The sequence below is a fragment of the Limnothrix sp. CMB-01 genome (genome assembly GCF_055193175.1).
The window spans coordinates 818,502-841,532 of the sequence record NZ_CM143720.1 but is presented as its reverse complement, the minus strand read 5'-3'; the positions used below and the strand labels follow the sequence as shown (position 1 = coordinate 841,532).

Genomic DNA, 23,031 nt, shown 5'->3' with positions numbered 1-23,031 from the left:
GCGTTGTCACATACTAAATCTAAGCTATGGGTAAACAGGCTGGTTGCTCGGTGCGAGTCTTCATTCAGGCCCGTATGAGTTCCCAACGCTTTCCGGGCAAAGTGCTCGCGCCATTCCGTCAAGAGCCAATTGTGCGACAGGTTGTGCGGGCCGCCACCGCAGCAGCTGGGTCAGAGTCTGCCGTTGTGCTGACCAGTGATGAACCCAGTGACGACCCATTGGCAGCTTACTTGACCACAATCGGCACGCCGGTTTTTCGTGGATCTTTAAATAATGTGTTTGATCGGTTTCGGCAAGCCCTCGCCCACTGGCCCTGTGATCGCTTTGTGCGGATCTGCGCTGACAGTCCATTGCTGAGTGCTGACTTACTGCGGTCGGCGATCGCCCTGGCCCAAGACTGGCCAGTTGATTTAGTCAGTAACGTGTTCCCGCGTAGTTTTCCCAAGGGGCAGAGCCTAGAAATTGCCAACGCTGTTACCTTTCTGACGATCAACCCACAGGAGCTGACCGACCATGATCGCGAACATGTGATGCCGGTCTTTTACCGCAACCCCGATCGCTACAGTATTGTCAATTTATTTTCAGCCGACGCAGGATTGGCCGAGCAATCCATGACCATCGACACCCTTGATGACCTGTACCGTCTAGAACCCGATCAATCATTGGCAGCCCTGGACTTGCGAATTGATCGCGCTGAACCCGTCCTTCGCCCTTGCTCCTAGCGTCTTATGTCACAGCCATTGGTTGCTGCCACGATTGGGTTAGGAGTGGGCGAACAGCATGCCCGCACCTATGCTCGATTGCCTAATAGTCGTCTTAAGTGGGTCTTTGACCACGATCATGCCAAAGCGGCTGCGATCGCCACGGCGATCGGGCAGGGTCGTGTTGCCGATAGCTATGAGCAAATATTGGCTGATCCAGAGGTCAACGTCGTTTCGATCGCCACCTACGACGATGACCATGCTGACCAAACGATCGCTGCCCTCAAGGCCGGTAAGCACGTCTTTGTTGAAAAGCCCCTATGCCGAACCCTGGAGGAACTACAGGCAATCCATCGCACCTGGCAGCAGCACCCTGATTTGGCGATCGAGTCTAATTTAGTGCTGCGATCGGCTCCGCTCTATCGCTGGCTCTCAGATACAGTCCGTTTGGGACGCTTAGGACAAATCTATGCCATTGATGGGGACTATCTCTACGGTCGCCTGCACAAGATTACGGAGGGCTGGCGCAAGGATGTTAGCGACTACTCGGTTCTGGAAGGGGGCGGCATCCATCTCCTCGATTTGGCAATTGGGTTGTTAGGCGAGCGGCCGATCGCAGTCTCAAGCTGGGGCAATCGCATTTGTACCCAAGGAACGGCATTTGCCTACAATGATTTTGCCTGTGCGATGTTAACGTTTCCTTCTGGAGCGATCGGGCGAATCACCGCTAATTTTGGCTGTGTTCATCGACATCAACATGTTTTGCGTGTTTTCGGTACTGAAGGCACGGTGATCTATGACGATTGCGGGCCGCGTCTCCACGTCACGCGCGATCCGGCAGTGATGGCGGCTCCAATCGCCCTTAACCCGCTACCAGCCTCCAAAGGCGATTTACTGCCCCCCTGGCTGGATGCGATCGCGAAAGGCGATAGGATAGCTACTCAGCAAATCACGCGAAACAACCTTGACCTCATCAGCGTCTGCATAGCAGCGGAACAATCGCTGATTGAAGGCGCTACTGTCACGATCAATTACCTATGAATCCGCCCCCGTCGATCCCCTTTGGTCGTCCGTGGATTACCGCCGACGAGCGGCAAGCCGTGCTGGACGTTCTAGATAGCCCCATCCTGACCCACGGCCCCCAATGCAAGGCCTTTGAGGAGGAATTCGCGGCTTTTTTGGGAGAAGGGGCTTACTGCGTTAGTGTCAGTTCTTGCACCGCTGCCCTACACCTCGCTTATTTTTACTTTGGGTTGGGTGCAGGCGATGAAGTAATTGTGCCAGCCCAAACCCACACCGCCACAGCCCATGCCGTCGAACTGGTTGGTGCAAAAGCCGTTTTTGTCGATTGCATTCTAGAAACAGGCAACGTTGATCCAGCCGCGATTGAAGCAGCAATTACCGAACGAACCAAAGCAATTTCAATCGTTCATTTTCTAGGGATTGCCTGCCCGATGGATGAGATCGTCGCGATCGCCAATCGTCACAATCTCAAAGTGATTGAAGACTCAGCTCTCGCAGTCGGAACTTACTTTGACGGAAAGCATGCGGGTCTGCATGGCGATGTGGGGGCTTTCTCGTTCTACCCGGTCAAACACATTACAACGGCCGAAGGTGGGATGTTCGTAACGCGCCATCGTGAAATCGCGGATGCTGTGCGAAAACTCCGTGGATTTGGGGTTGATCGCACATTTTCTGAGCGCAAAGTGCCCGGCATGTACGACGTGTTGACCCTGGGCTTTAACTACCGCATGAGCGATGTTCAAGCGGCGATCGGTCGTCAACAAATCCATAAAATTCCCGACATTTTGGAACGTCGTGCTGCAAACTTCTGTCGTCTTCAGTCGCACCTAGCTGCTATTCCCAACACGCTGGTTATTGATAGTCAGAGTCCGCGCAGCACCAACAGCTTCTATTGTCTAACCCTCGTGCTTCGTGGTTCGATCGCCGATAGCCGCGATGCCGTTGTTGAGCAGTTAAATGCGCGTGGCATTGGTACTAGTATCTACTACCCACAGCCCGTGCCACGCATGACCTACTACCGCGAAAAGTACGGCTACGATGCCAGCCGCTACCCGAATGCCACGGCAATTAGTGATTGCTCGATCGCCCTTCCCGTCGGCCCACACATCGGCCTCGATGCAATGGACTATATCGGCAAAACTGTCCAACAAGTGATTCAGGAGATGACCCCATGAGCCAATCTTTTAGTCTCGATCGCTCCCTTGTAAATCGCCGTATCGCATTGATTGGTGGTGCAGGCTTTATTGGCCATAATCTAGCGCTGACCCTCAAGCAACTTGGGGCCCATGTCGAAATTATTGACAGTTTGCAGGTCAATAATTTGCTGGCCTATGCCCAGAAAATGCCTGATTTGTATCAGCGGGATCTTTACCTGAAGATTCTGCACCAGCGCCTCGATTTATTACACGAGGCTGGCATTCCCCTCCATATTCAGGATGCACGCGACTACCATGCAGTCGGTCACTTGATCGCAGAAATCAAGCCGCAAGTCGTGATTCACTTGGCAGCCGTTGCCCATGCCAATCGCTCCAATAAAGATCCCTACAGCACCTTTGACCACAGCTTGCGGACGCTCGAGAATGCCTTGGATGCTTCGCGGGTGAGCGTGGAGCAATTCATTTTCTTCTCCTCCAGCATGGTCTATGGCAACTTCCTCACGCCGGAAGTCACCGAAGAGTCACCGCTGAACCCACTCGGGATTTATGGGGCACTCAAGCTCTCTGGCGAAAAGATTGTGATTGCCTACAATCAAGTATTCGATTTGCCCTACACCATTATTCGGCCTTCAGCGCTCTATGGCCCTCGCTGTGTTAGTCGCCGCGTTGGTCAAATCTTTATCGAAAATGCCTTGAATGGGGCTAAGTTGCGCATTGATGGTGATGGTCAAGAGCGAATTGATTTCACATTCATTGATGATTTAGTGCAGGGCGTTTGTCGTACTATCGATCATCCCCAAGCAATCAACGAGACCTTCAATTTGACCTACGGTAGTTCGCGATCAATCCAAGACTTGGTGGAAATTGTGCGTCAGCATTTCCCGCAAGTGGATGTGGAAAGTGTTACCCGCGACAAATTGATTCCATTCCGGGGCACACTGAATATCGATAAGGCTAAAGATCTTTTGGGCTATGCACCAGCCAACCCGATTGAAATCGGCTTCCCGAAATATATCGATTGGTACAAGAGCCTGATGACCACCGAGCGTGAACCAGCGCTCTCGAGGGCTTAGCCTCTTGTGATCAGCTTGGACATTGCAGCCATGGATCTTGGTTGGACGATGACCCCTGACCAATGGTTAGGGGAGCGGCTGAGAAAACCCGCATTTCGCTTATCAGTTGCTGATGGGTGGGATGTAGACGCCCTGCGATCGCATCTTGTCCAGCCAGGGTTCTATGAGCTACGAGTACCTTGCGATCGAATTGACTGGATTCAAGATCTGGCTCGACTGGGTTTTGGAGTGGTTGACACCCACCTCCTATTGGAGTTGCCCGCATTGAAAGCCGGTCTTATGCCTCCAACTCAGCCTATTGACATGGCGATCGCGGCTGATCACCCTGGCATTATTGAGTTGGCGAAACAGGCCTTTCGCTATTCACGCTTTCATCTCGATCCGCAGGTGAGCAACACCATAGCAGGGCAGATCAAAGGCGATTGGATAGCCAATTGCTGTGATGGGCGGCGGGGCGATCGGGTACTTGTGGCTCGCAAAGCTAACCAGCCCATCGGTTTTTTGGCAGCCCTTCTAACCCAAGAACCTGAGTACTCAGTGGCGACGATTGATTTGATTGCGGTGGACGACCAAGCACGCGGCCAAGGTATTGGACAATCTCTGACCTGTGCTTTTATGCAAACTTACCGCGATCGGTGTAGCCTATTCCGAGTGGGTACGCAGGTTGCGAACTTGCCTGCCCTGCGCCTGTATCAATCCTTGGGCTTCTCAATTGTTCGTAGCCAATATCTGTTGCACTACCACGCTTAGCCATGAAAATTGGAACGCTAGACCTAACTGAGCGCGTCGCGATCGTGGCAGAAATTGGCAACAACCACGAAGGCAGCTTTGAGGTGGCTTGCGAGCTAGTCCGAGAAGCGGCTAAGTGCGGCGTTGATGCTGTCAAGTTCCAAACGTTTAAAACTGAGCAATTTATTAGTCCAACTGACGCAGCTCGCTTTGCTCGGCTACAGTCATTTGAATTAACCATTGAGCAGTTTGCTGAGCTAGCAAAACTAGCGCGTTCATTGGGTTTATTATTTCTGTCCACACCGCTCGACTTGGATAGCGCCGCAGGACTTAAACCCCTAGTTGATGCCTATAAAATTGCCTCCTGTGACGATACATTTTATCCATTACTAGAGCAAGTTGTCGCATTCGGAAAGCCCATCATTATCTCAACGGGAATTAGTGATTGGGAACAAGTTCAAAAAACCACCGATTATCTTTATCAATGCTGGCAACTTCAAGCAATTAAAGATCCACAATTAGCAGTCTTACATTGTGTAAGCAGTTACCCTGTGCCTCCCGAAGAAGCCAATTTAAATTCAATTACTTTCTTGTCGAATCACCTTAATTGTCCTATTGGCTATTCAGACCACACAATTGGGATTGAGGCAGCTGTCTTATCTGTAGCCATGGGTGCAAGGATCGTTGAAAAGCACTTCACCCTTGATAAACATTACTCCGACTTTCGAGACCATCAATTGTCAGCAGATCCAAAAGACCTAAAGCAGTTAGTGGAACGCATCCGACAGGCGGAGCTGCTACTAGGGACACTCAACAAGCAATTACAGCCCTGCGCAGCTATTTCAGCAACAGCAATTCGCCGATCCATCGCCGCAAAACATAATCTGAATCCTGGTCATCGGCTCGAAGCAACTGATCTAGTTTGGACTCGCCCTGGCTCCGGAATTGTACCGGGTCTGGAACCATCTTTGCTGGGCAAAACCCTACGGCGATCCGTTGCCTCAGGACAACAATTTGCTCTGGAAGACTTTCACGACTAGATCAAGCGACGATCAAGACATCTAGAGATATCTATGTGTGGTATTGCAGGCTATATCGGTACTCAGCTCCTTGAGCGAGATCGCATTGATCGTTGTCTACAGCGCATGGGACGGCGCGGCCCGGATGCCACAGGCGATCGCCACTGGACTCATCACGCCACAGGTCGCCACACGTACCTCCTGCACTCCCGCCTAAGCATCATTGATCTCGATCCTCGATCGAACCAGCCACTACAAGTAGGTTCCCAATGGATTGCCTTTAATGGTGAGCTTTATAACTACTTAGAAGTCAAGTCTGAGTTGCAGTCGCGTGGACGGAACTTTTCGACAACATCCGATACCGAAGTGTTGTTAACTGCGATCAATGAATTAGGGTGGAACGTACTCGATCGCTGCGAGGGAATGTGGGCTTTTGCGGTTTACCACGAAGCTGATGGCACTTTGGTGTTATGCCGCGATCGCTTTGGTGAAAAACCTCTCTATCTATATCAAGATGCCACTGGCCTTTACTTCGGTTCAGAAATTAAATTTCTCCAAGCCCTAGTCGGTCAAAGGTTTGAAATTAATGATGATCACCTCTGCCGCTATGTAATCAACGGCTACAAGGCGCTCTACAAACAATCCCACAGCTTTTTCAAAGGAGTTTCCGAAGTCCCAAGCGCCTCATGGTGTCGCGTCGATCAAGCTGGCAATCTCGAAACGGTTCGCTATTGGCAGCCCCAATTTACGCCTATCGAGACCATGACCTATGAAGAAGCAGTCGAAAGTGCGCGTGCGGCATTAATTGAAGCGGTCAAAATTCGCTTACGCGCTGATGTACCGATCGCATTTTGTATGAGTGGGGGTGTTGACTCTAATGCACTAATTTCGATCGCCAAGCGTATTTTCGATTATGACGTGCAAGGATTTACGATCGTTAACACCGATGCTCGTTATGAAGAGCAGGATTTGGTGGACTACGCCGTTGAAGAGTTGGGCTTACGGCACACGGCTATTCCTGTCAATCCTCAAGATTTTTTACCAAAGCTGCGATCACTGGTTCATTACCATGATGCGCCAGTGTATACAATTACCTATTACGCTCATTGGCTGTTGATGGAGAGTGTTGCAGCCCAAGGCTATCGAATTTCTGTCAGTGGCACGGCTGCTGATGAAATGTTTACAGGTTACTACGATCATCACTTGGCTTACCTGTATGAAGTTCGGCAGTATCCTGAACTTCATGCTCAATCGCTAAAGAATTGGTACACCCACATTTCACCAATCGTTCGTAATCGCTATCTCAAGAATCCCAATTTATTTATTGAAGATCCTAGTTTCCGCGGTCATATCTTTCTGGATGCCGATGAATTTGCAGACTATTTCATCAATCCCTGGCGAGAAGACTTTGCAGAAACCATATTCACCGACAGTCTACTGCGAAATCGCACGATGAATGAGCTGTTCCATGAAGCCACACCGGTAATTGTGCATGAGGATGACTTGAATGCCATGTATTTCTCGATCGAAAATCGATCTCCCTTCCTCGATCGCAACCTATTCGATATTTGCCATCGCATCCCCTGCCGTCACTTAATCCGTGATGGTAAAGCAAAGTCTGTGCTGCGGGATGCCATGCGCGGTATTGTGCCCGATCGCATCCTAGATAGCCGACGCAAGGTTGGCTTTAACGCGCCCATTTTTGATTTTTTGGATGTTCATGATCCAGAAGTCAAGGCTTACTTACTCGATGACAGTCCGATTTTTGATCGCATTCAGAAAGCGAAAATTGAACAATTACTAGCTAAGCCTGACTTGCCTAATAGTGAAAGTAAATTTCTGTTCTATTTCCTCAATAGCAAAATCTTTTTAGAGGAATTTGCCGCATGAAATACTGTCAGTCCTGTGTCTTACCAGACACCCGTCCCAACTTGAGATTGGGCAGTGATGGAATTTGCAATGCATGCCAATCCCACGATACCAAGCAAGTGATTGATTGGGAGGCAAGGGAGAAGGCTTTTCGAGCTGTGGTCGATCGCGCTAAGCGACATAGTAATGGCTATGATTGCCTGATTCCTGTCAGTGGGGGAAAGGACAGTACCTGGCAAACGGTTAAGTGCCTGGAATACGGACTCAACCCCTTAGCTGTCACCTGGAAAACACCAGCTCGCACACCCATTGGTCAGCAAAATCTAGATAACTTAGTCTCCCTAGGAGTTGACCATATTGACTATCAAGTAAATCCACAGGTTGAGCGCAAATTTCTCTATGAAAGCTTTAAGCGATGTGGGTCAACAGCCATTCCCATGCACATGGCGCTATTCAATATTCCCTTAAAAATCGCCGCCAAATTTGAAATTCCCTTAGTGGTTTGGGGTGAAAATTCCGCATTTGAATATGGCAGTCGTGATGAAGAGCACTTAGGGTTTCAGCTCGATGAACGTTGGCTCAAAACCTATGGGGTAACCCATGGCACAACAGCATCTGATTGGGTTAGTGATCGTCTTTCACGAGCAGAGCTAACACCCTACTTTGGCCCAACAGCCCAAGAGCTAGCTGACAAGAATGTGCTAGCTATTTTTCTGGGTTATTACTTTCCCTGGGATGTCGAAACCAGTCTACAGGTTGCCCTCGATCATGGTTTCCATCGCGGCAAAGCGTCTCGCACAGGCTACTATGATTACGCTGACATTGATGATGACTTTATCTCAATTCATCACTGGCTCAAGTGGTATAAGTTTGGATTTACACGAACGTTTGATAATTTGTCGCTGGAAATCCGGAATGGTCGCATGACTCGTGAGGCCGCTGTGCAATTCTTGCACGATCGCGGTGATGAAACTCCTCATGAAGACATTGAAGAATTTTGTCGGTTTTTAGATATTACTCCCCAGCATTTTTTCGAGATTGCTGAAACTTTTCGCAATCACAATATTTGGGCACAGATAGGTGATCGCTGGGAAATCCGTGATTTCTTGATTTCCGATTGGCAATGGTAATACCAATTGTGCTGGCTAGTGCTACAGATGCCAGCCTGGAACTCTTAGCTGGTCTGGATTGTTAGTACTGTTACTAGATGAAATAGGCATAAGCCGGCTAAGATCAATCCACCCAAGCAGTTCCTAATTAGGAGAGAAGCTATGCAATTTACGCCAATCGATCCGCCCAGAACCTACGATGTGGGGTTTGGTGAAACGGTCACCATTGCCGACTGTGGTCGCATCGCATTGGCTCCTGATGAGCAGGTCACCTTCACCACTGAGTCCGGCGCGGAATATGACATTACCCGAAAAGATTGGGGATTTTATGCAACGCCATCCCTCAATAACCGCTTGGCTGGGTTTGGATTGCGAGCAGTACTGGTGCGTAACCGGATTGATCGTTACTTTGTGCTGTTAATAGAGAAAGGTCAAGAAGCAGTGTTTGAGCGCTACCTAGCGGTAGAGTCTTTGGTTGTTATAGCATGGCTAGACAGCAGTGCTGAACTTGAGACTCTTGCAAGATCTTTAGATGACAAGGTATCAAGCAATGACTGAGCAAGTTACAACATGGTCACCTGAAACTTGCCCAATATGCGGCCATGAACTTCGCTGTGTTTGGGTTTACACAACACCACCAAACGGGGAAACACCATTCAATTTAGGTAGCGAGACTTACCATAGAGAAATTCATCAATGTCAGGCTTGTAGTCACTTTGTATCAATATGTGACTTCGATCTGTCGCGACTATACGAAGGGGCATATGTAGATGCAACTTATGGACTTAAAGGAATGCAACAGACTTTTGAACGCATTATTGCACTTTCTCCCGAAAAGTCGGATAATGCAGGGCGTGTAAAGCGAATTCTCGAGTTTGCAGATCAATCTTTGAAGTTACCTCGACTGGAAGGGCGCCCGCCTCGGCTCCTAGATGTTGGCTCAGGATTAGGGGTGTTTCCTTATCGAATGCGTCAAGAAGGCTGGCATGTGACAGCACTTGATCCTGATCCAAACGCTGCTGAACATATCCGAGCAGTCGGTCAACAAGTCGGCGGTATTGAGGTGGTCTGTGATGACTTCATGCAGACCGGACAACTGGGTAGGTATGACCTCATTACCTTTAACAAGGTGCTTGAGCATGTCATTAATCCTGTGGAAATGTTATCCAAGGGTGTTGACCATCTAGACCCTATGGGATACATATATGTTGAGCTTCCAGATGGTGAAATGGCATCAGAATTTCCAGAGTTTAGTCGAGAAGAATTCTTTGTTGAGCACCACCATGTATTCTCAACTCTATCTACAGCACTGCTGTCAAGGGCTGTACTCAGAAAGCCACTAGTGATTGCAAGGGTGCAAGAACCAAGTTCAAAATACACGCTTTTCGCGTATCTGTAAGATAGCGACAGGCAGTAAATTGTAAAGACCGGGCTTTTCCATTGCTATCAAAATCATTGAGGTTGAGAAAGTGGATCTAAAGCGTGTTGGCAGGGACATATCCTCGGCTGATTACTGGGAGCAGCATAGTCAAGCAGGCATTGACTTGATTGATGGCATATACCACACAGCACGTTTCAATACAGTCTTGTCAATGTTGAACGTAGTCGACTTATGTGGAACGGTCTGTGTGGGTTTTGGCTGTGGCGAGGGAATCCTGATTCAAAAACTTAATGAATCATACAAAGACATCTACTGGACTGGCACTGACATCAACCTTAGAATGTTAAAGAAGCCAGTAGCCGCCTTCAGCATGGATCAGATAAAATTTCCTTGCTCCAAGGTTCAATAGATCAGCTCCGCTCGATTCGATCTGATTCCATTGACTACTTATTTGCCCTTAACGTTCTTGCTTACTTTACTGATGCAGAAGAAGAGCAGTTTTATGGCAAAGTTCAGCGAATTTTAAAGAAAGGAGGGCACTTCATTGTAACCCATTCAAATGAGTTGTTTGGCCTATATAAATTGAACTCATGCATCACTAACTTCTTCAAAAAACATTTTGAATCCGAGGTTATTTCACTACTGTCCAATCCAAATTATCTGCAAAAAGTGACATTTAACATTCGAGAAAACCCACTCAGCTACTGCCATAAGCTAAAGTACTACAGACTGGTTGAGAAAAACCAGCAGTTTTCACTTTCACCCTTCTCCACCATTACTAAGTGAGCGCAGAGGTGCTTGAAAACATCGAACTGCAAAGTTACCCAGATTTAGAAAATACTGCGATTGCGCACAAGTGGAAGTTAATGTTCATGTGTAGTGTCTTCGGCTCTATCAGCCAAAAGGGATAACGATATGTCTAAATGGACTCGAACCGCTCCGATGGTTGATAGCTATGCAGGTTTGGGAATTAGTCAAGAACAGTGGTCATATATTCCAGACAATGGAAGTGCGTACAGCTTTGACATACGTGTCAAAACTGGTAAGCCTTTTGACGTTGTTAAACTTAAGGAATCTTCTCTGGAAGAAGTTGTTGAATACTCAAATAGATTGAACGCAATTGCCAGCCAAATCTACACTGATACAGCAACACTTAACCGATTAAAAAGCTGCCCTTGCTGCTTTACAGAAGTAGCAGAAGTAGGTAGCTACATGCAGGTATTTGGTGTCAACTACACTCGTTGTCGCAACTGCGGACACGTATTCGTTGCAGAGCAACCTGACTCCGCAATACTAGAATCCATTTTTCGAAATTCCGAAACTCATTCCTCTACCTATGTTGACAAAGACGCAATTGAAGTACGAATTAGCGAAATTATTCAGCCCAAATTGAGTTGGGTTTTGGGTGAGTATGAAGCTACATACTCCAGAAGTCCTAGATCTATTTTAGATGTTGGTGCTGGTGGTGGTCATTTTGTCGAAGGCGCACGCAGGCGAGGCATTTCAGCAGAAGGAATTGAACTGAGTTTAGAGTCGCGTAATTTTGCAAAAGAAGCATTTCAAATCAATTTATGGGACCAGGATTTTCTGGACTTAGCCCTAGAAAATGAGCTGCCAGATGTCATCACTTTTTGGGGATTACTGGAATATATTCCAAATCCTATAAGTTTTTTGAAGGCAGCGCATGACCAATTGAGTAATCAGACAGGGATGTTGATAGTTGAGGTGCCACGTGCTGATGCATTTGGTACTGCATCCCAGCAAATTTCCAAAAGCTGCGTGTCACGTCATATGGATCCGACAAGTCACGTTAATGCGTTTAGTGATGCCTCTTTAGCTACCGTATTGGTGGAAAGCGGCTTCAGACCAGTGGCTGCTTGGTACTTCGGGATGGATGCATACGAGGCCCTCATTCAACTCGGTATCAGACTGGGTATAGAAAATATATTGGACAAAACTGCTGATATTATTCCTGTGTGGCAAAAAAGCTTGGATTTTGGTCGACAGTGCGATGATGTTGTAATTGCTGCTATTCCTGTTTAAATTTTTCATGCCCATTTTTATGAAAACCCATTGCTAGTGTAAGCGAAGGTTGACTTTATGCTACATGAAGAAAGTGGTTTCCTTTTTGTGACTGGCATGATCCGATCTGGCACAACACTCCTAGGATTCATGCTAGATGCTCACCCTGAGGTAACAATAGCTCAGGATCCTTACATGCCGTTTTATAAATCTCTACGTAATGCGGCTGTTCAGAGCTATGGAAATCAAGCTTTACGACAATCTTTTGATCAAAATCAACCTTTTTCTGATGGTTATTTTTCTCATCAAGAAATTCAAATTTTAGATATCCTGCACAACCTTGATCTTGATATTCCCTTTGACTACAGCGAAAGATGTGTATTGCACGAGCAACTAGCAAGTAGGATGAGTCATGAAAGCCCTGATTTAATCAAATATCTACCAAATATACATGGAAATACTTATAAGGAATGGCTACTATCTGGTTTTAACGCAATTGCGGACTCGCGAGGAACGAGTACCTGGATAGGAACTAAGGAAGTATGGTCAATCGATTTTGTCACTTCTATTGCAAGATCTTTTCCACGATCAAAATTTATTCTCATAATTCGGGATCCAAGGGCAATTATTGCTTCCATTGTTGCCTCTAAAACTAAGTACCCTGATCAAGTCGCCCATACTCTTTCAGTAATCAGGCATTGGCGTAAGCAAGTTGCTAGTGCTATCTTGGTTAAGAAGCACTTAAAAGATCATTTCTGGATACTTCGTTATGAAGATCTGATCAGCCAGCCCGAGAATCACGCAAGACTGATATGTGATTTTCTGCAATTGAACTTTTCTGAGGATATGATTAATCCATCCATGTTTCGATGTGCCCACAACAACCAACCCTGGACAGGAAATAGTAGCTTTCTAGAAGATCAATCTTTCTTTGACCAGTGCTCATCCACGCGATGGAGATATCATCTCCCGAAAGAGGTTTGGCAGTCCATTGAATTTTTATCTCAGCATGACATGAGAATCTGCGATTATACTTGTGACTTTACTAATTCAATTGACCAAATGGATCCGGAAACCTTGTTTTATCTGTACAATGAATCGCTGGCAGATTTTAACTGGCGCAGTGACTTCAGGGATATTCAACAAGATATTGGATACGAGCTTTTTAGGCAGTTTCTATGCAACAACGATTGTCATTATCTTGATCATGAAACATTGAGAAAATCTTTCCTTTATCTTGATGTCTATGATGTAATTTTGCGTGATCAGAGAGTTGAATACGCCATGAGCGAAATAGCGCCACATGTAAAGAAAGGTGATCATTAAAATGGACAACTGTGATTATCTTAAGAAATTGACTTATGATTTGTGCACTTTCTCGACAGGTGTTGTCGCGAGTGGCAACAATGCACTGTTTGATTATCTCCGGAAAGAATTGCCCTTCAAGGTCTACCGATATGCATCTGATGAAACCTTTAACGGGTGGATAGTGCCCAAACTTTGGTCAGTACAGAAAGCACTTCTGTATCGAAATGGTGAGTTGATTTTTGATGGACGATCTCATGATTTGGGAGTTGGGTACTATTCCAAATCTTTCGCGGGAGATCTTGATTGGGAAACACTTCGGTCACATTTAGTAACCAATCCCAAACTGCCAGAGGCTCACATGTTTCACTGCATGTGGCAATATCGTCCTTGGGCAGCAGATTGGGCTTTCTGCATTCCCTATCAGATCTATAAAAATCTAGGCCCAGGCAATTACCGTGTTGAACTAGAAACAACCTATGAACCTGGGGAGATGTTGGTTGGCGAGTATACCCATAAAGGGAGGTCACCCGCCACGATCATTTTTCAAAACAATACCTGTCATCCACACCAAGCCAATGATGGTTTTGCAGCCACCGCTATCTTAGTTCGTTTGTTCCAGTTGCTCCAAGGACGAGATACCTACTACACTTACAAGCTATTACTTAACCCAGAGCATTTAGGAACCGTCTTTTATCTGCGTGACTACTCACCCACCGAACTAGATAACCTGATCGCTGGGATTTTCATGGAGATGCCAGGTACTTCTGGCGCAATCAAAACAACATCAACCTTTTTGGGTAACCTTCCTTTCGATCAAGTTGTGGCTCATGCTCTCAGGCATTATAGCAAAGCGTATGAGTGCGTTCCTTGGCGCAAGGGAGCCGGTAACGATGAAACAGTCTGGGAATCACCCGGCTACGAAATTCCTTTTGTTGAAATAACCCGTTGTCTTGACCAGTTCGATCCCTACCCTGAGTATCATTCAAGCCTAGATACCCCTGACCGTATTGACTGGGAGCAAAGTCTAGAGGTTTTTAACGTTTTTCAGAAAATTATCAATATTTTTGAGAATAATCAGCGCTTGTATCGTCAGTTTGATGGGCTGCTCTGCTTGTCCAATCCTGAATACGATCTCTATCTCGAACGCCCTGACCCATCAGTTGTGAAGGACTTAGATGCTGATTCTGAAAAGTGGGGGCACCTTCTGGATTGCTTGTTGCGTTACTTTGACGGCTCCATAACCATTTTGGATATTGCTGACCGTCACGACCTTCCCTTTGATCGCCTTCACCAATATTTGCTAAGGTTCCACAAGAAGTCTCTCGTTCGCATGGAGTTCGCCCCCTTATCCCGTCCTCCTCGTTCTTCCCGAGCCTAAAGCTACATTGCCTGGAGTTCGCGCATGACTGCTGTGTTAATCGATCTTGATTTAGGGAACCTTCGCTCCGTATGGCGAGCTTTTCGCTATATTGGCGCTGATCTGGAAGTTGTTGATCATCCCGATGCAATTAGGGACGCTAGTGCCGTAATTTTGCCTGGAGTTGGGGCCTTTCGCGATGGGATGGCTGCCATGCAGCGCAAAAGATTAGTCGCGCCCCTGCAAAACTATGCTCGCACTGCTCAAAGGCCCCTACTTGGCATTTGTCTAGGCATGCAACTTCTTGCGAACTCTAGTGAGGAATTTGGCTGCCATGAAGGACTAGGTTTAGTGCCGGGTCGTGTGGTACGCCTAGACCCTCAAAAGACACGAAGTCGAGTCCCTAATATAGGCTGGTGCGATGTCCAGTCTGTAGTCACACAGAAGCATGCTCAATATTTTTCCTTTGAAGCAAGCCTGTTCGAGCATACTTTCTACTTTGCTCATAGCTATCATTTGCAGTGTGATTGTTCCGACTCAGTGATTGCAACACTTGACTTTGGCGGGCAACCTATAGCTGCGGCAATCGCCCAAGACAACTTATTGGGAGTCCAGTTTCATCCTGAGAAGAGTCAAGATGCAGGTCTTGATCTCCTCGAAGCCTTTTGGCAAATCATCCGCGATCACGTGCGCTAAACTCATACTTCGCATATTAAGTGCTGTAATACTTAAATCAGTGACTGGTAAAACTATGCTGCGCCCTCGTCTCATCCCTTGCCTACTCCTGAAAAATGGACTGTTGGTGCGCAGTCAGCTTTTTAAAGTTCATCAAGCCATTGGCAATCCAATTAGTACGATTCAGCGCTTCTCCGATTGGAATGCAGACGAGTTAATCCTTCTGGATATCAGTACAGAAGACTTTCACGATCTGCGGCGAGACGACCTGCACATTCGCTACCGTGATTCCTCTATCCTAGGACTAATTGAATCGATTTCTGAAATCTGCTTTATGCCGCTAGCAGTCGGTGGACGAATCCGCACTGTCGACGACATACGCCTACGCCTGCTTTCAGGGGCAGACAAGTGTATCATCAATACCCAGGCAATTATGCAGCCAAGCTTCATTACCGAAGCAGCGCAGCGTTTTGGTTCCCAGTGTGTCGTTATCAGCATCGATGCCCAGCGCCACCCAGACGGCCGCTACGAGGTTTATAGCCATGGTGGTAGACAACCGACTGGGCTAGATCCCCAGGCTTGGGCCAAGCGAGTAGCGGATCTAGGGGCAGGTGAAATTTTTCTGAACTCCATTGATCGCGATGGTTCTGGAGCTGGGTATGACCTAGAGTTAATCCGTCGAGTTGTCAGTGCAGTCGACATTCCTGTCATTGCTTGCGGTGGCGTAGGTCGCTATGAGCATTTTTCAGCAGGAATTTTGGAAGGAGGAGCCAGTGCTGTTGCAGCAGCCAATATTTTCCACTTCTTTGAACTCAGTTACCCTTGGTCTAAGCAGACTTGTTTAGAGTCAGGCATTCCAATGCGTCCGATTGACCTATCAGGGCGTTGGTTGCAACGAGAACCTAAATACACACAAGAAGAAAAGGCGAAAGCTCTGAGTCGTTTACATGCAGTAGTTGATCTCCAGAAATACCAAGCCAGTCAGCAAGGTTCAGTTCGCTGGTGTACCCGCTGCGTATACCCATCTCTCAGTGCTGCCCCCATGGAGTTTGACGACCAAGGAGTATGCATGGGCTGTCGCATGGCTGAGGTAAAGGCAGCAATTACTTCCCAGGAGTGGCAGCGCCGTCGTGAGTTACTAGGTGATTTACTTGATCGCTATCGTTGTCGTGACGGGAGCCGGTACGATTGCGTCATTGCAGTCAGCGGAGGCAAGGATAGCTATTTTCAGGTTCATGTTATCAAGCATGAGTTTGGACTGAATCCATTACTGGTAACCTACAACGGCAATAACTATACAGAAGTGGGGTGGCGTAACCTACAGCGAATGCGAGATGTCTTTGGGGTCGATCACATTATTTATAGTCCTAGCACTGATCTCTTGAAAAAGCTCAACCGCCTCGCTTTTATCATTATGGGTGACATGAACTGGCACGCTCATGTGGGTATTACAACCGTCCCAGTTCGCATTGCGGTTCAGAACCGCATTCCCCTAGTTATTTGGGGTGAACATGGTTATCTCGATCTGTGCGGTCAATTTTCAATGGACGACTTCCCAGAAATGGGTTACCGTGATCGGTTAGAGCACTTTGCTCGAGGCTATGAATGGAATTATTTTGTTGGACTAGAGGATATTACCTCTCAATCCATGTTGCCTTACCAATATCCTAGCGATCAAGACCTGTTTAGTTTGGATGTACGAGGTATCTACCTAGGCAATTACCTGTTCTGGGAAGCCAACGAACATGGAAAATTAATCGTCGAGAAATATGGGTTTGAAGTTAGTGACGTGGCTTTTGAACGAACCTATCGACTCATGTCTAACCTAGATGACATGCATGAAAACGGAATACATGATTATTTAAAGTATATTAAGTTTGGCTATGGCCGTTGCACTGATCATGTTTGCAAGGATATTCGCGCAGGACTGATGACCCGTGAACAGGGTCTAAAGCTGGTCCGCCAGATGGATCCGATCAAGTCGTCTGATCTAGCTCGCTGGTTAGATTACGTTGGGATAAATGAATCAGACTTTGACCGAATTGCCGACACATTCCGAGATCCCCGTGTTTGGCGTATTGAAAACAATCAATGGATCAAGGATAATATTTGGGATTAAACAATGACAGGTACTACAGGTACTTTACAACCGCAAATGGGTGAGAAATTATCCTCAATCAATCAGCCGGACTTGGAGATTGGCGATCGCCTCAGCGAAAGCGAATTATGCCCTGATGATCTATTGGAAGGTCAAGAAGCCGCCTTTGAACGGGATATTCATCGCTTACAAGCAAGACGTAGCGAATTTGTCACAATCGCATGTCCAGCCTGCGGTTCAGTAGACCACGATTTTGCGTTCGCCAAACACACTTTTGATTACCTTAATTGCTCCCATTGTCACACCATTTACATGAGTCCTCGTCCTTCACCAGAAGTAATGGACTCCTACTACAGTCACTCAGAAAACTATCAATATTGGGCAAAGTATATCTTCCCAGCTTCTGAGGCTTCAAGGCGCGAGAAAATTCATCGACCTTGGCTGCAGCGTGTGATCGATTATTGCGATCGCTTTGGAGTTCCGCGCGGAACACTCTTAGAAATCGGACCTGGCTTTGGCACATTTGCTGCACTAGCAGCTTCATCAAAGCGATTTGATGAGGTAATTGTCGTAGAACCAACACCGGAATTGGCCCAAGCTTGTCGAGATCGAGGTGTCAAGACCATCGAAAAACGAGTCGAGGATATAGATAGAGAAATTGGTGAAGTCGAAATAGTAGTTTCCTTCGAGGTAATCGAGCACCTATTCAATCCATCCCTTTTCCTACAACAGTGTTCTCGGCGAGTAAAAGAGGGAGGACTGTTAGTTCTTTCCTGCCCCAATGGACGCGGGTTTGACATTTCCGTTTTGGGTGCTAAGTCCTTGGCCGTCGATCCGGAACATGTTAATTTGTTTAACCCACATTCACTAACCCATTTAGTTGAACAACATGGCTTCCAAGTACGAGAGGTGAGTACACCTGGGCGATTAGATGCTGAATTGGTGCGAACTGCCGCCCGTAATGGGCAAATTGATTTGTCTGATAACCCATTTTTACATCGAGTTCTCATCGAGGAATGGGATCAGATTGGTTGGCCATTCCAAAAATTTTTAGCAGAAAACGGGTTGTCTTCTCACTTGTGGTTGGTCGCCAAAAAAAATCGCGATAACCACCGCTCTTAAACCAATTATCTAAACATAATGAGTCAGTTTGTTGATCCAGAAGCATCCATTAAAGCTTGTTACTCAACCTGGGGTGAGACTTACTACGATGAGTACTACGGTTCCAAGGCAGCCTATCCGCCTGTCCATCGCGACTTGATTAAGCAGTTGCTGTACAAATCAGGGGCGAAAACTATCTTGGATGCAGGCTGTGGTTCAGCATCATTTCTGCGAGACCTGGATCCTATTAGATTTGATCTGTATGGTTTCGATCTTACCCCTGAGATGATTGCAGAGGGAAAGCGTGTATTTGAAGCAAAAGGGTTGGCAGCTGATCGCCTTTGGGAAGGTAGCGTATTATCAGCATCCTCGTTTAAATCTCCGATTGTCGATCACCCAAATGTTTTTGATGCAGCTCTTTGCATTGGAGTGCTCCCGCATGTCCCACCCAACTCTGATGTAGAGGTTTTTCAAAATCTCCACGCAGCTGTGAAACCAGGGGGAACAGTTATTGTTGAAGCACGGAACCAATTATTCGCCCTGTTTACGCTCAATCGCTATTCTTACCAATTCTTGATTGAAACGCTGATTCAGCCACAGACAATTGCGCCTGATGGTCGACTCGATAAGGTTCTTAGCAGTCTACAGCAGCAGTTTCGTATGGATTTACCGCCGGTTCGTGAAGGTAAATCCGACGAACCAGGTTATGATCGTATCCTGTCTAGAACTCATAATCCACTTGTTCTCAAGGAACAATTTGCGGCAACTGGTTTTACTGAAGTTAAAGTTCTGTTCTACCATTTCCACTGTCTTCCTCCTATGCTGGAAGATGCCATGCCAATCTTTTTCCGAGAACAGAGTCTAGCCATGGAAGACCCAACCAATTGGCGGGGTTACTTTATGGCATCCGCGTTTTTGTTAGTGGGGCAGAGACAGTGATCGAAGCTTACTCAGACTGGCCCGATGATTTTCCCGTTCGTCCAGATGGCTGGAATCATTACTGCATTTGGGAACACAGTGCGATTGTACACGATCTGTATGCGCGGCGCTGTCGCCTAGAAGTTGAAGAAATGACTTGCCATGCTCAAGCTGTCGATCTATTGGCTGCCCACGTTACACCAGGGGATACACTACTAGATGTGGGGTGTGGTGGCGGCTATTTTTTTCACGCGCTAGAAAGGCAACAAATTCCAGTGGACTACTATGGTATCGACGCTTCACCTTCCTTAATTCGCATCGGTCGGCAGACTATGACAGCCTATGGGCTACGGCCAGAGCGTCTCCAGGTTCTCCGAATCGAAGACTTAATTGCAAAAGGTAAACACAGAAGTGTTGATCATATCGTTTGCATCAATGTGTTGTCGAATATTGAAAATTTTCATCGCCCTCTAGAACGCCTTCTCCAATGCGCTCGTAAGACGGTTATTCTTCGAGAATCAATGCGAGAAGCGCCAAGTCAATATCTTTATGTAAAAGACAAATATCTGGACAAAGAGTTCGATTTGAATGTTTATGTCAATACCTATAACCAGGAAGAGCTAATAAGATTTATTGAAGCTTATGGTTTTAGAGCTACTATTGAAGTTGATCGCCGCACACAGGGGAGTCCAGAGCTTGTTATTGATTATGCTCATCATTGGAAATTCATACTAGCTCTAGGATCGTAGGCAATCCAAAGGCTGGAGCGGCTCTATTTGATAACCCCTAACAAGTACATTACCATCTTTTCAGAGGATAGGATCATGAATGATAAATTTTCGTATGAAGACTACGTATCAGATGATTCTTTTCAGGGCAAGTATGCTGACTATCAAGAACGTTACTCAAACACGATCCCAGAGCGCGACAAGGTGACTATCAGCTTAGTAGAAGAATTGTTGTCTATCGAAAGCGCTGACAGCTCTCAAAAACTTCTTGACATTGGTTGCTCTACTGGCAATTTTTTGTTTCATTTGAGCCAAGCGATTCCAACGTTGGAACTAGTAGGCGGTGATGCTGCGCCCTTCATCATTGAAAAGTGCAAAACCGATCAAAAACTAAAGCACATTACTTTTTCGGTAATGGACATTCTGGAACTTGATGATAGATGTAAATTCGATTTTGTGGTTGTCAACGCTGTTCTGTACATGATGTCAGAAAACGAGTATGATCAGGCATTATTAAGTGTTTCAAAAGTCTTGAAGCCGGGAGGTTGGTTAATTGGTTTTGACTTTTGCCATCCCTATCCTCAAAGTTTGAGGATCAATGAAGTTTCGGACTCTCATCCAGCTGGACTTGATCTGCATTTTCGCCCGTTTTCAAGAGTTCAAGTTGCCATGGAGAGTTCAGGTTTTGGGAATTTAGAATTCAAACCTTTTTCAATTCCTATTGACTTAGAAAAAGGTAGACCGAAGACGTCTGATGGAAATGACTTCGAGTCGCTGAATAGTTATACTATTACAACACAAGATGGCGAGCGACTACTTTTTCGCGGTACACTTTTCCAGCCTTGGTGTCACTTCAAAGCTCGTAAATTCGCCTAGTTTAATTTCTGAATTATGTCGCGTGTTGTCGGTCTAGCTGCACCCAAGTCTCAGTTTGAATCCGGACAAATTGCACACAAGCTCCAGCTCATGCTTGATGGAGCCGTCTTTGGTTATTCCGAACATCGAGATCCTTGGCGTGTTGAGTCCTTGCAGGCTGAAATGATCGCCCTAGGCTGGACAGGCAGCACCAACGGAAAGGTGGCTAATAGAGACCGTGTATCGGTTGTCTTAGATGGCCATATTTATAACCATGACGACTGGGCTGGCAACCGAAGTGATGCTGAATTGATCGCAGATCTATATGCCAAGTACGGTTTTGTAGAAACAGTTCAACGTCTCAATGGAGACTTTGCAATTGCTTTGCATGACCACGCCACAAATGAGCTGTGGCTTGGGCGGGATCGTTTAGGCGTTCGACCGCTGTATTACTGGCACCAGTTCGATCAATTCGCTTTTGCTTCCAGACCACGTTCTCTCTTGGCTTTGCCATGCGTTGATTCTGGTGTCAATCGGCGCTTTGTTGCCCTATTCGCTGCCTCCCATTATCGAACTTTTGACAACGATCCTCATTCCTCCCCTTATGATCAAATTAGCCAGTTACCCGCTGCTCATGTGCTTCGGTATCACCGGGGACAAGTCCATCTAGACCAGTATTGGAAACTCGAAAATTTACCCGACTGGGATGAAGCAGCTTCTGTACTAGCAGAGCGTTACCGTGAACTATTAATGAACTCGGTACAACTACGCCTAAGCGTTGCACATCAGCCTGCATTTACGCTCTCCGGCGGGCTGGACTCTTCGTCGGTGCTAGCCTGCGCTGTCCGATCAACTGGTCAGCGTCAACACGCCTTTTCGACGGTCTATCGCGACAAAACTTACGATGAGTCCGATGAAATTCGCTCCATGCTCGACACCTGCGTTGAACAGTGGTACCCGGTCGAAATAGATGTGCCTGATGTGTTCGAGCTAGTGGCGCAAATGATTGCGGTTCATGATGAGCCAGTTGCCACTGCCACTTGGCTATCGCACTTTTTGTTGTGTAGGGAGGTTCAACAACAGGGATTCCAAAACCTGTTTGGGGGATTAGGAGGCGATGAACTTAATGCAGGCGAGTACGAATACTTCCCTTACCATTTCGCGGACTTAGCTCTAACCAATCGGCAAGCGGATCTTGATCACGAACTGGCAAAGTGGTCGGAGTATCACAACCATCCCATTTTTCAAAAAACGCCTGAAATTGGACGCGCAGCCATCTTGAGATTGACTGATCCAACTGTTGCGGGTCGCTGCTTGCCTGATCATGATCGTCTGCAAAAGTACATTTCCGCCCTGAATCCGGATTACTTTGCGATTACAGACTTTGAGCCGGTAATGGATCAACCCTTTAGCAGCTATCTAAAAAATCGCACCTATCAAGACTTAATTCGCGAGACTGCGCCTTGTTGCTTACGGGCAGAAGACAGGCAAACCACGGCTTTTGGTTTAGGTCATTTTCTGCCGTTTTTGGACTACCGTCTTGTGGAGTTTATGTATCGTGTCTCCGGTTCCCTCAAAATTGAGAATGGCGTAACAAAGCGGCTCTTGCGATTGGCCATGCAGGGCACTCTTCCCGAAGAAACCCGTCTCCGCGTTAAGAAAACGGGGTGGAATGCCCCTGCTCATATCTGGTTTACGGGCATCGGGCGTGATTACATCTTGGATTGGATTCATTCATCAGCATTCCGAGCACGTGAAATTTATAACCCCTTAATGGTTGAAAAACTCCTCAATGAGCATCAGTCAGCTGTTGAGTTTGGCAATCTAAGCAAAAATCATATGATGTTCTTGTGGCAGTTGGTTAACTTGGAAACCTGGATCAAGTCTTGGTAGTGCCTGTGAAGTAAT

General features: G+C 46.8%; 20 protein-coding genes and 1 pseudogene. All 21 read left to right on the top strand.

The window, feature by feature from the left end:
* The first annotated feature begins 26 nt into the window (after positions 1-26).
* The 21 genes and pseudogenes from ACZA91_RS03550 (at position 27) to ACZA91_RS03450 (ending at position 23,016) form a co-directional block, all read left to right on the top strand.
* Complete coding sequence (locus tag ACZA91_RS03550; protein WP_463184720.1) at positions 27-722, top strand: cytidylyltransferase domain-containing protein; 696 nt, start codon at positions 27-29, stop codon at positions 720-722.
* 6 nt (positions 723-728) lie between these two features.
* Positions 729-1,742 (top strand): Gfo/Idh/MocA family protein, encoded by a 1,014-nt coding sequence (locus tag ACZA91_RS03545; protein ID WP_463184718.1) that lies wholly within the window; start codon positions 729-731, stop codon positions 1,740-1,742.
* Positions 1,739-2,899, top strand: coding sequence for a DegT/DnrJ/EryC1/StrS family aminotransferase (locus tag ACZA91_RS03540; RefSeq protein ID WP_463184717.1), 1,161 nt, complete (start codon positions 1,739-1,741; stop codon positions 2,897-2,899). Before ACZA91_RS03545 ends, ACZA91_RS03540 begins: the two co-directional genes overlap by 4 nt.
* The gene (locus ACZA91_RS03535) at positions 2,896-3,954 is read left to right on the top strand and encodes an NAD-dependent epimerase/dehydratase family protein (RefSeq protein ID WP_463184715.1); all 1,059 of its coding nucleotides are present in this window, start codon (positions 2,896-2,898) and stop codon (positions 3,952-3,954) included. Before ACZA91_RS03540 ends, ACZA91_RS03535 begins: the two co-directional genes overlap by 4 nt.
* Positions 3,955-4,233: 279 nt before the next feature.
* A complete protein-coding gene (locus ACZA91_RS03530) occupies positions 4,234-4,704 on the top strand; it encodes a GNAT family N-acetyltransferase (protein ID WP_463184713.1) in 471 nt (156 codons plus the stop codon).
* A 2-nt stretch (positions 4,705-4,706) separates the two neighbouring features.
* Positions 4,707-5,723: an N-acetylneuraminate synthase family protein gene (locus ACZA91_RS03525; protein ID WP_463184712.1), complete on the top strand. Its 1,017-nt coding sequence runs from the start codon at positions 4,707-4,709 to the stop codon at positions 5,721-5,723.
* Positions 5,724-5,756: 33 nt separating this feature from the next.
* Complete coding sequence (gene asnB, locus ACZA91_RS03520) at positions 5,757-7,592, top strand: asparagine synthase (glutamine-hydrolyzing) (protein ID WP_463184710.1); 1,836 nt, start codon at positions 5,757-5,759, stop codon at positions 7,590-7,592.
* Positions 7,589-8,701 carry an N-acetyl sugar amidotransferase gene (locus ACZA91_RS03515; protein WP_463184709.1) on the top strand — a complete coding sequence of 371 codons (1,113 nt, stop codon included), beginning with the start codon at positions 7,589-7,591 and terminating at the stop codon, positions 8,699-8,701. The genes asnB and ACZA91_RS03515 overlap by 4 nt, the downstream gene beginning before the upstream one ends.
* 141 nt (positions 8,702-8,842) lie before the next feature.
* A complete protein-coding gene (locus ACZA91_RS03510; protein ID WP_463184708.1) occupies positions 8,843-9,238 on the top strand; it encodes a hypothetical protein in 396 nt (131 codons plus the stop codon).
* A 235-nt stretch (positions 9,239-9,473) separates the two neighbouring features.
* Positions 9,474-10,079, top strand: a complete 606-nt coding sequence (locus ACZA91_RS03505) for a class I SAM-dependent methyltransferase (protein ID WP_463184706.1) — start codon at positions 9,474-9,476, stop codon at positions 10,077-10,079.
* A gap of 345 nt (positions 10,080-10,424) precedes the next feature.
* Positions 10,425-10,847: pseudogene (locus ACZA91_RS03500) on the top strand (class I SAM-dependent methyltransferase); the annotation flags it as partial.
* Between the two features lie 156 nt (positions 10,848-11,003).
* The gene (locus tag ACZA91_RS03495; RefSeq protein WP_463184704.1) at positions 11,004-12,104 is read left to right on the top strand and encodes a class I SAM-dependent methyltransferase; all 1,101 of its coding nucleotides are present in this window, start codon (positions 11,004-11,006) and stop codon (positions 12,102-12,104) included.
* A 57-nt stretch (positions 12,105-12,161) separates the two neighbouring features.
* Positions 12,162-13,409, top strand: a complete 1,248-nt coding sequence (locus tag ACZA91_RS03490; protein WP_463184703.1) for a sulfotransferase family protein — start codon at positions 12,162-12,164, stop codon at positions 13,407-13,409.
* 1 nt (position 13,410) lies between these two features.
* The gene (locus ACZA91_RS03485; protein ID WP_463184701.1) at positions 13,411-14,769 is read left to right on the top strand and encodes a DUF4910 domain-containing protein; all 1,359 of its coding nucleotides are present in this window, start codon (positions 13,411-13,413) and stop codon (positions 14,767-14,769) included.
* A gap of 24 nt (positions 14,770-14,793) precedes the next feature.
* A complete protein-coding gene (gene hisH / locus ACZA91_RS03480) occupies positions 14,794-15,444 on the top strand; it encodes an imidazole glycerol phosphate synthase subunit HisH (protein ID WP_463184700.1) in 651 nt (216 codons plus the stop codon).
* Positions 15,445-15,499: 55 nt separating this feature from the next.
* Entirely contained in the window at positions 15,500-17,542 is a 2,043-nt protein-coding gene (locus tag ACZA91_RS03475) for an N-acetyl sugar amidotransferase (RefSeq protein ID WP_463184698.1), read from the top strand.
* Positions 17,543-17,545: 3 nt separating this feature from the next.
* Positions 17,546-18,643, top strand: coding sequence for a methyltransferase domain-containing protein (locus ACZA91_RS03470; protein ID WP_463184697.1), 1,098 nt, complete (start codon positions 17,546-17,548; stop codon positions 18,641-18,643).
* 18 nt (positions 18,644-18,661) lie between these two features.
* Positions 18,662-19,561, top strand: a complete 900-nt coding sequence (locus tag ACZA91_RS03465; protein WP_463184694.1) for a class I SAM-dependent methyltransferase — start codon at positions 18,662-18,664, stop codon at positions 19,559-19,561.
* Positions 19,558-20,289 carry a class I SAM-dependent methyltransferase gene (locus tag ACZA91_RS03460; protein ID WP_463184693.1) on the top strand — a complete coding sequence of 244 codons (732 nt, stop codon included), beginning with the start codon at positions 19,558-19,560 and terminating at the stop codon, positions 20,287-20,289. Before ACZA91_RS03465 ends, ACZA91_RS03460 begins: the two co-directional genes overlap by 4 nt.
* A gap of 75 nt (positions 20,290-20,364) precedes the next feature.
* Positions 20,365-21,144 (top strand): class I SAM-dependent methyltransferase, encoded by a 780-nt coding sequence (locus ACZA91_RS03455; protein WP_463184691.1) that lies wholly within the window; start codon positions 20,365-20,367, stop codon positions 21,142-21,144.
* A gap of 15 nt (positions 21,145-21,159) precedes the next feature.
* Positions 21,160-23,016 carry an asparagine synthetase B family protein gene (locus ACZA91_RS03450; RefSeq protein ID WP_463184690.1) on the top strand — a complete coding sequence of 619 codons (1,857 nt, stop codon included), beginning with the start codon at positions 21,160-21,162 and terminating at the stop codon, positions 23,014-23,016.
* Positions 23,017-23,031 lie beyond the last annotated feature (15 nt).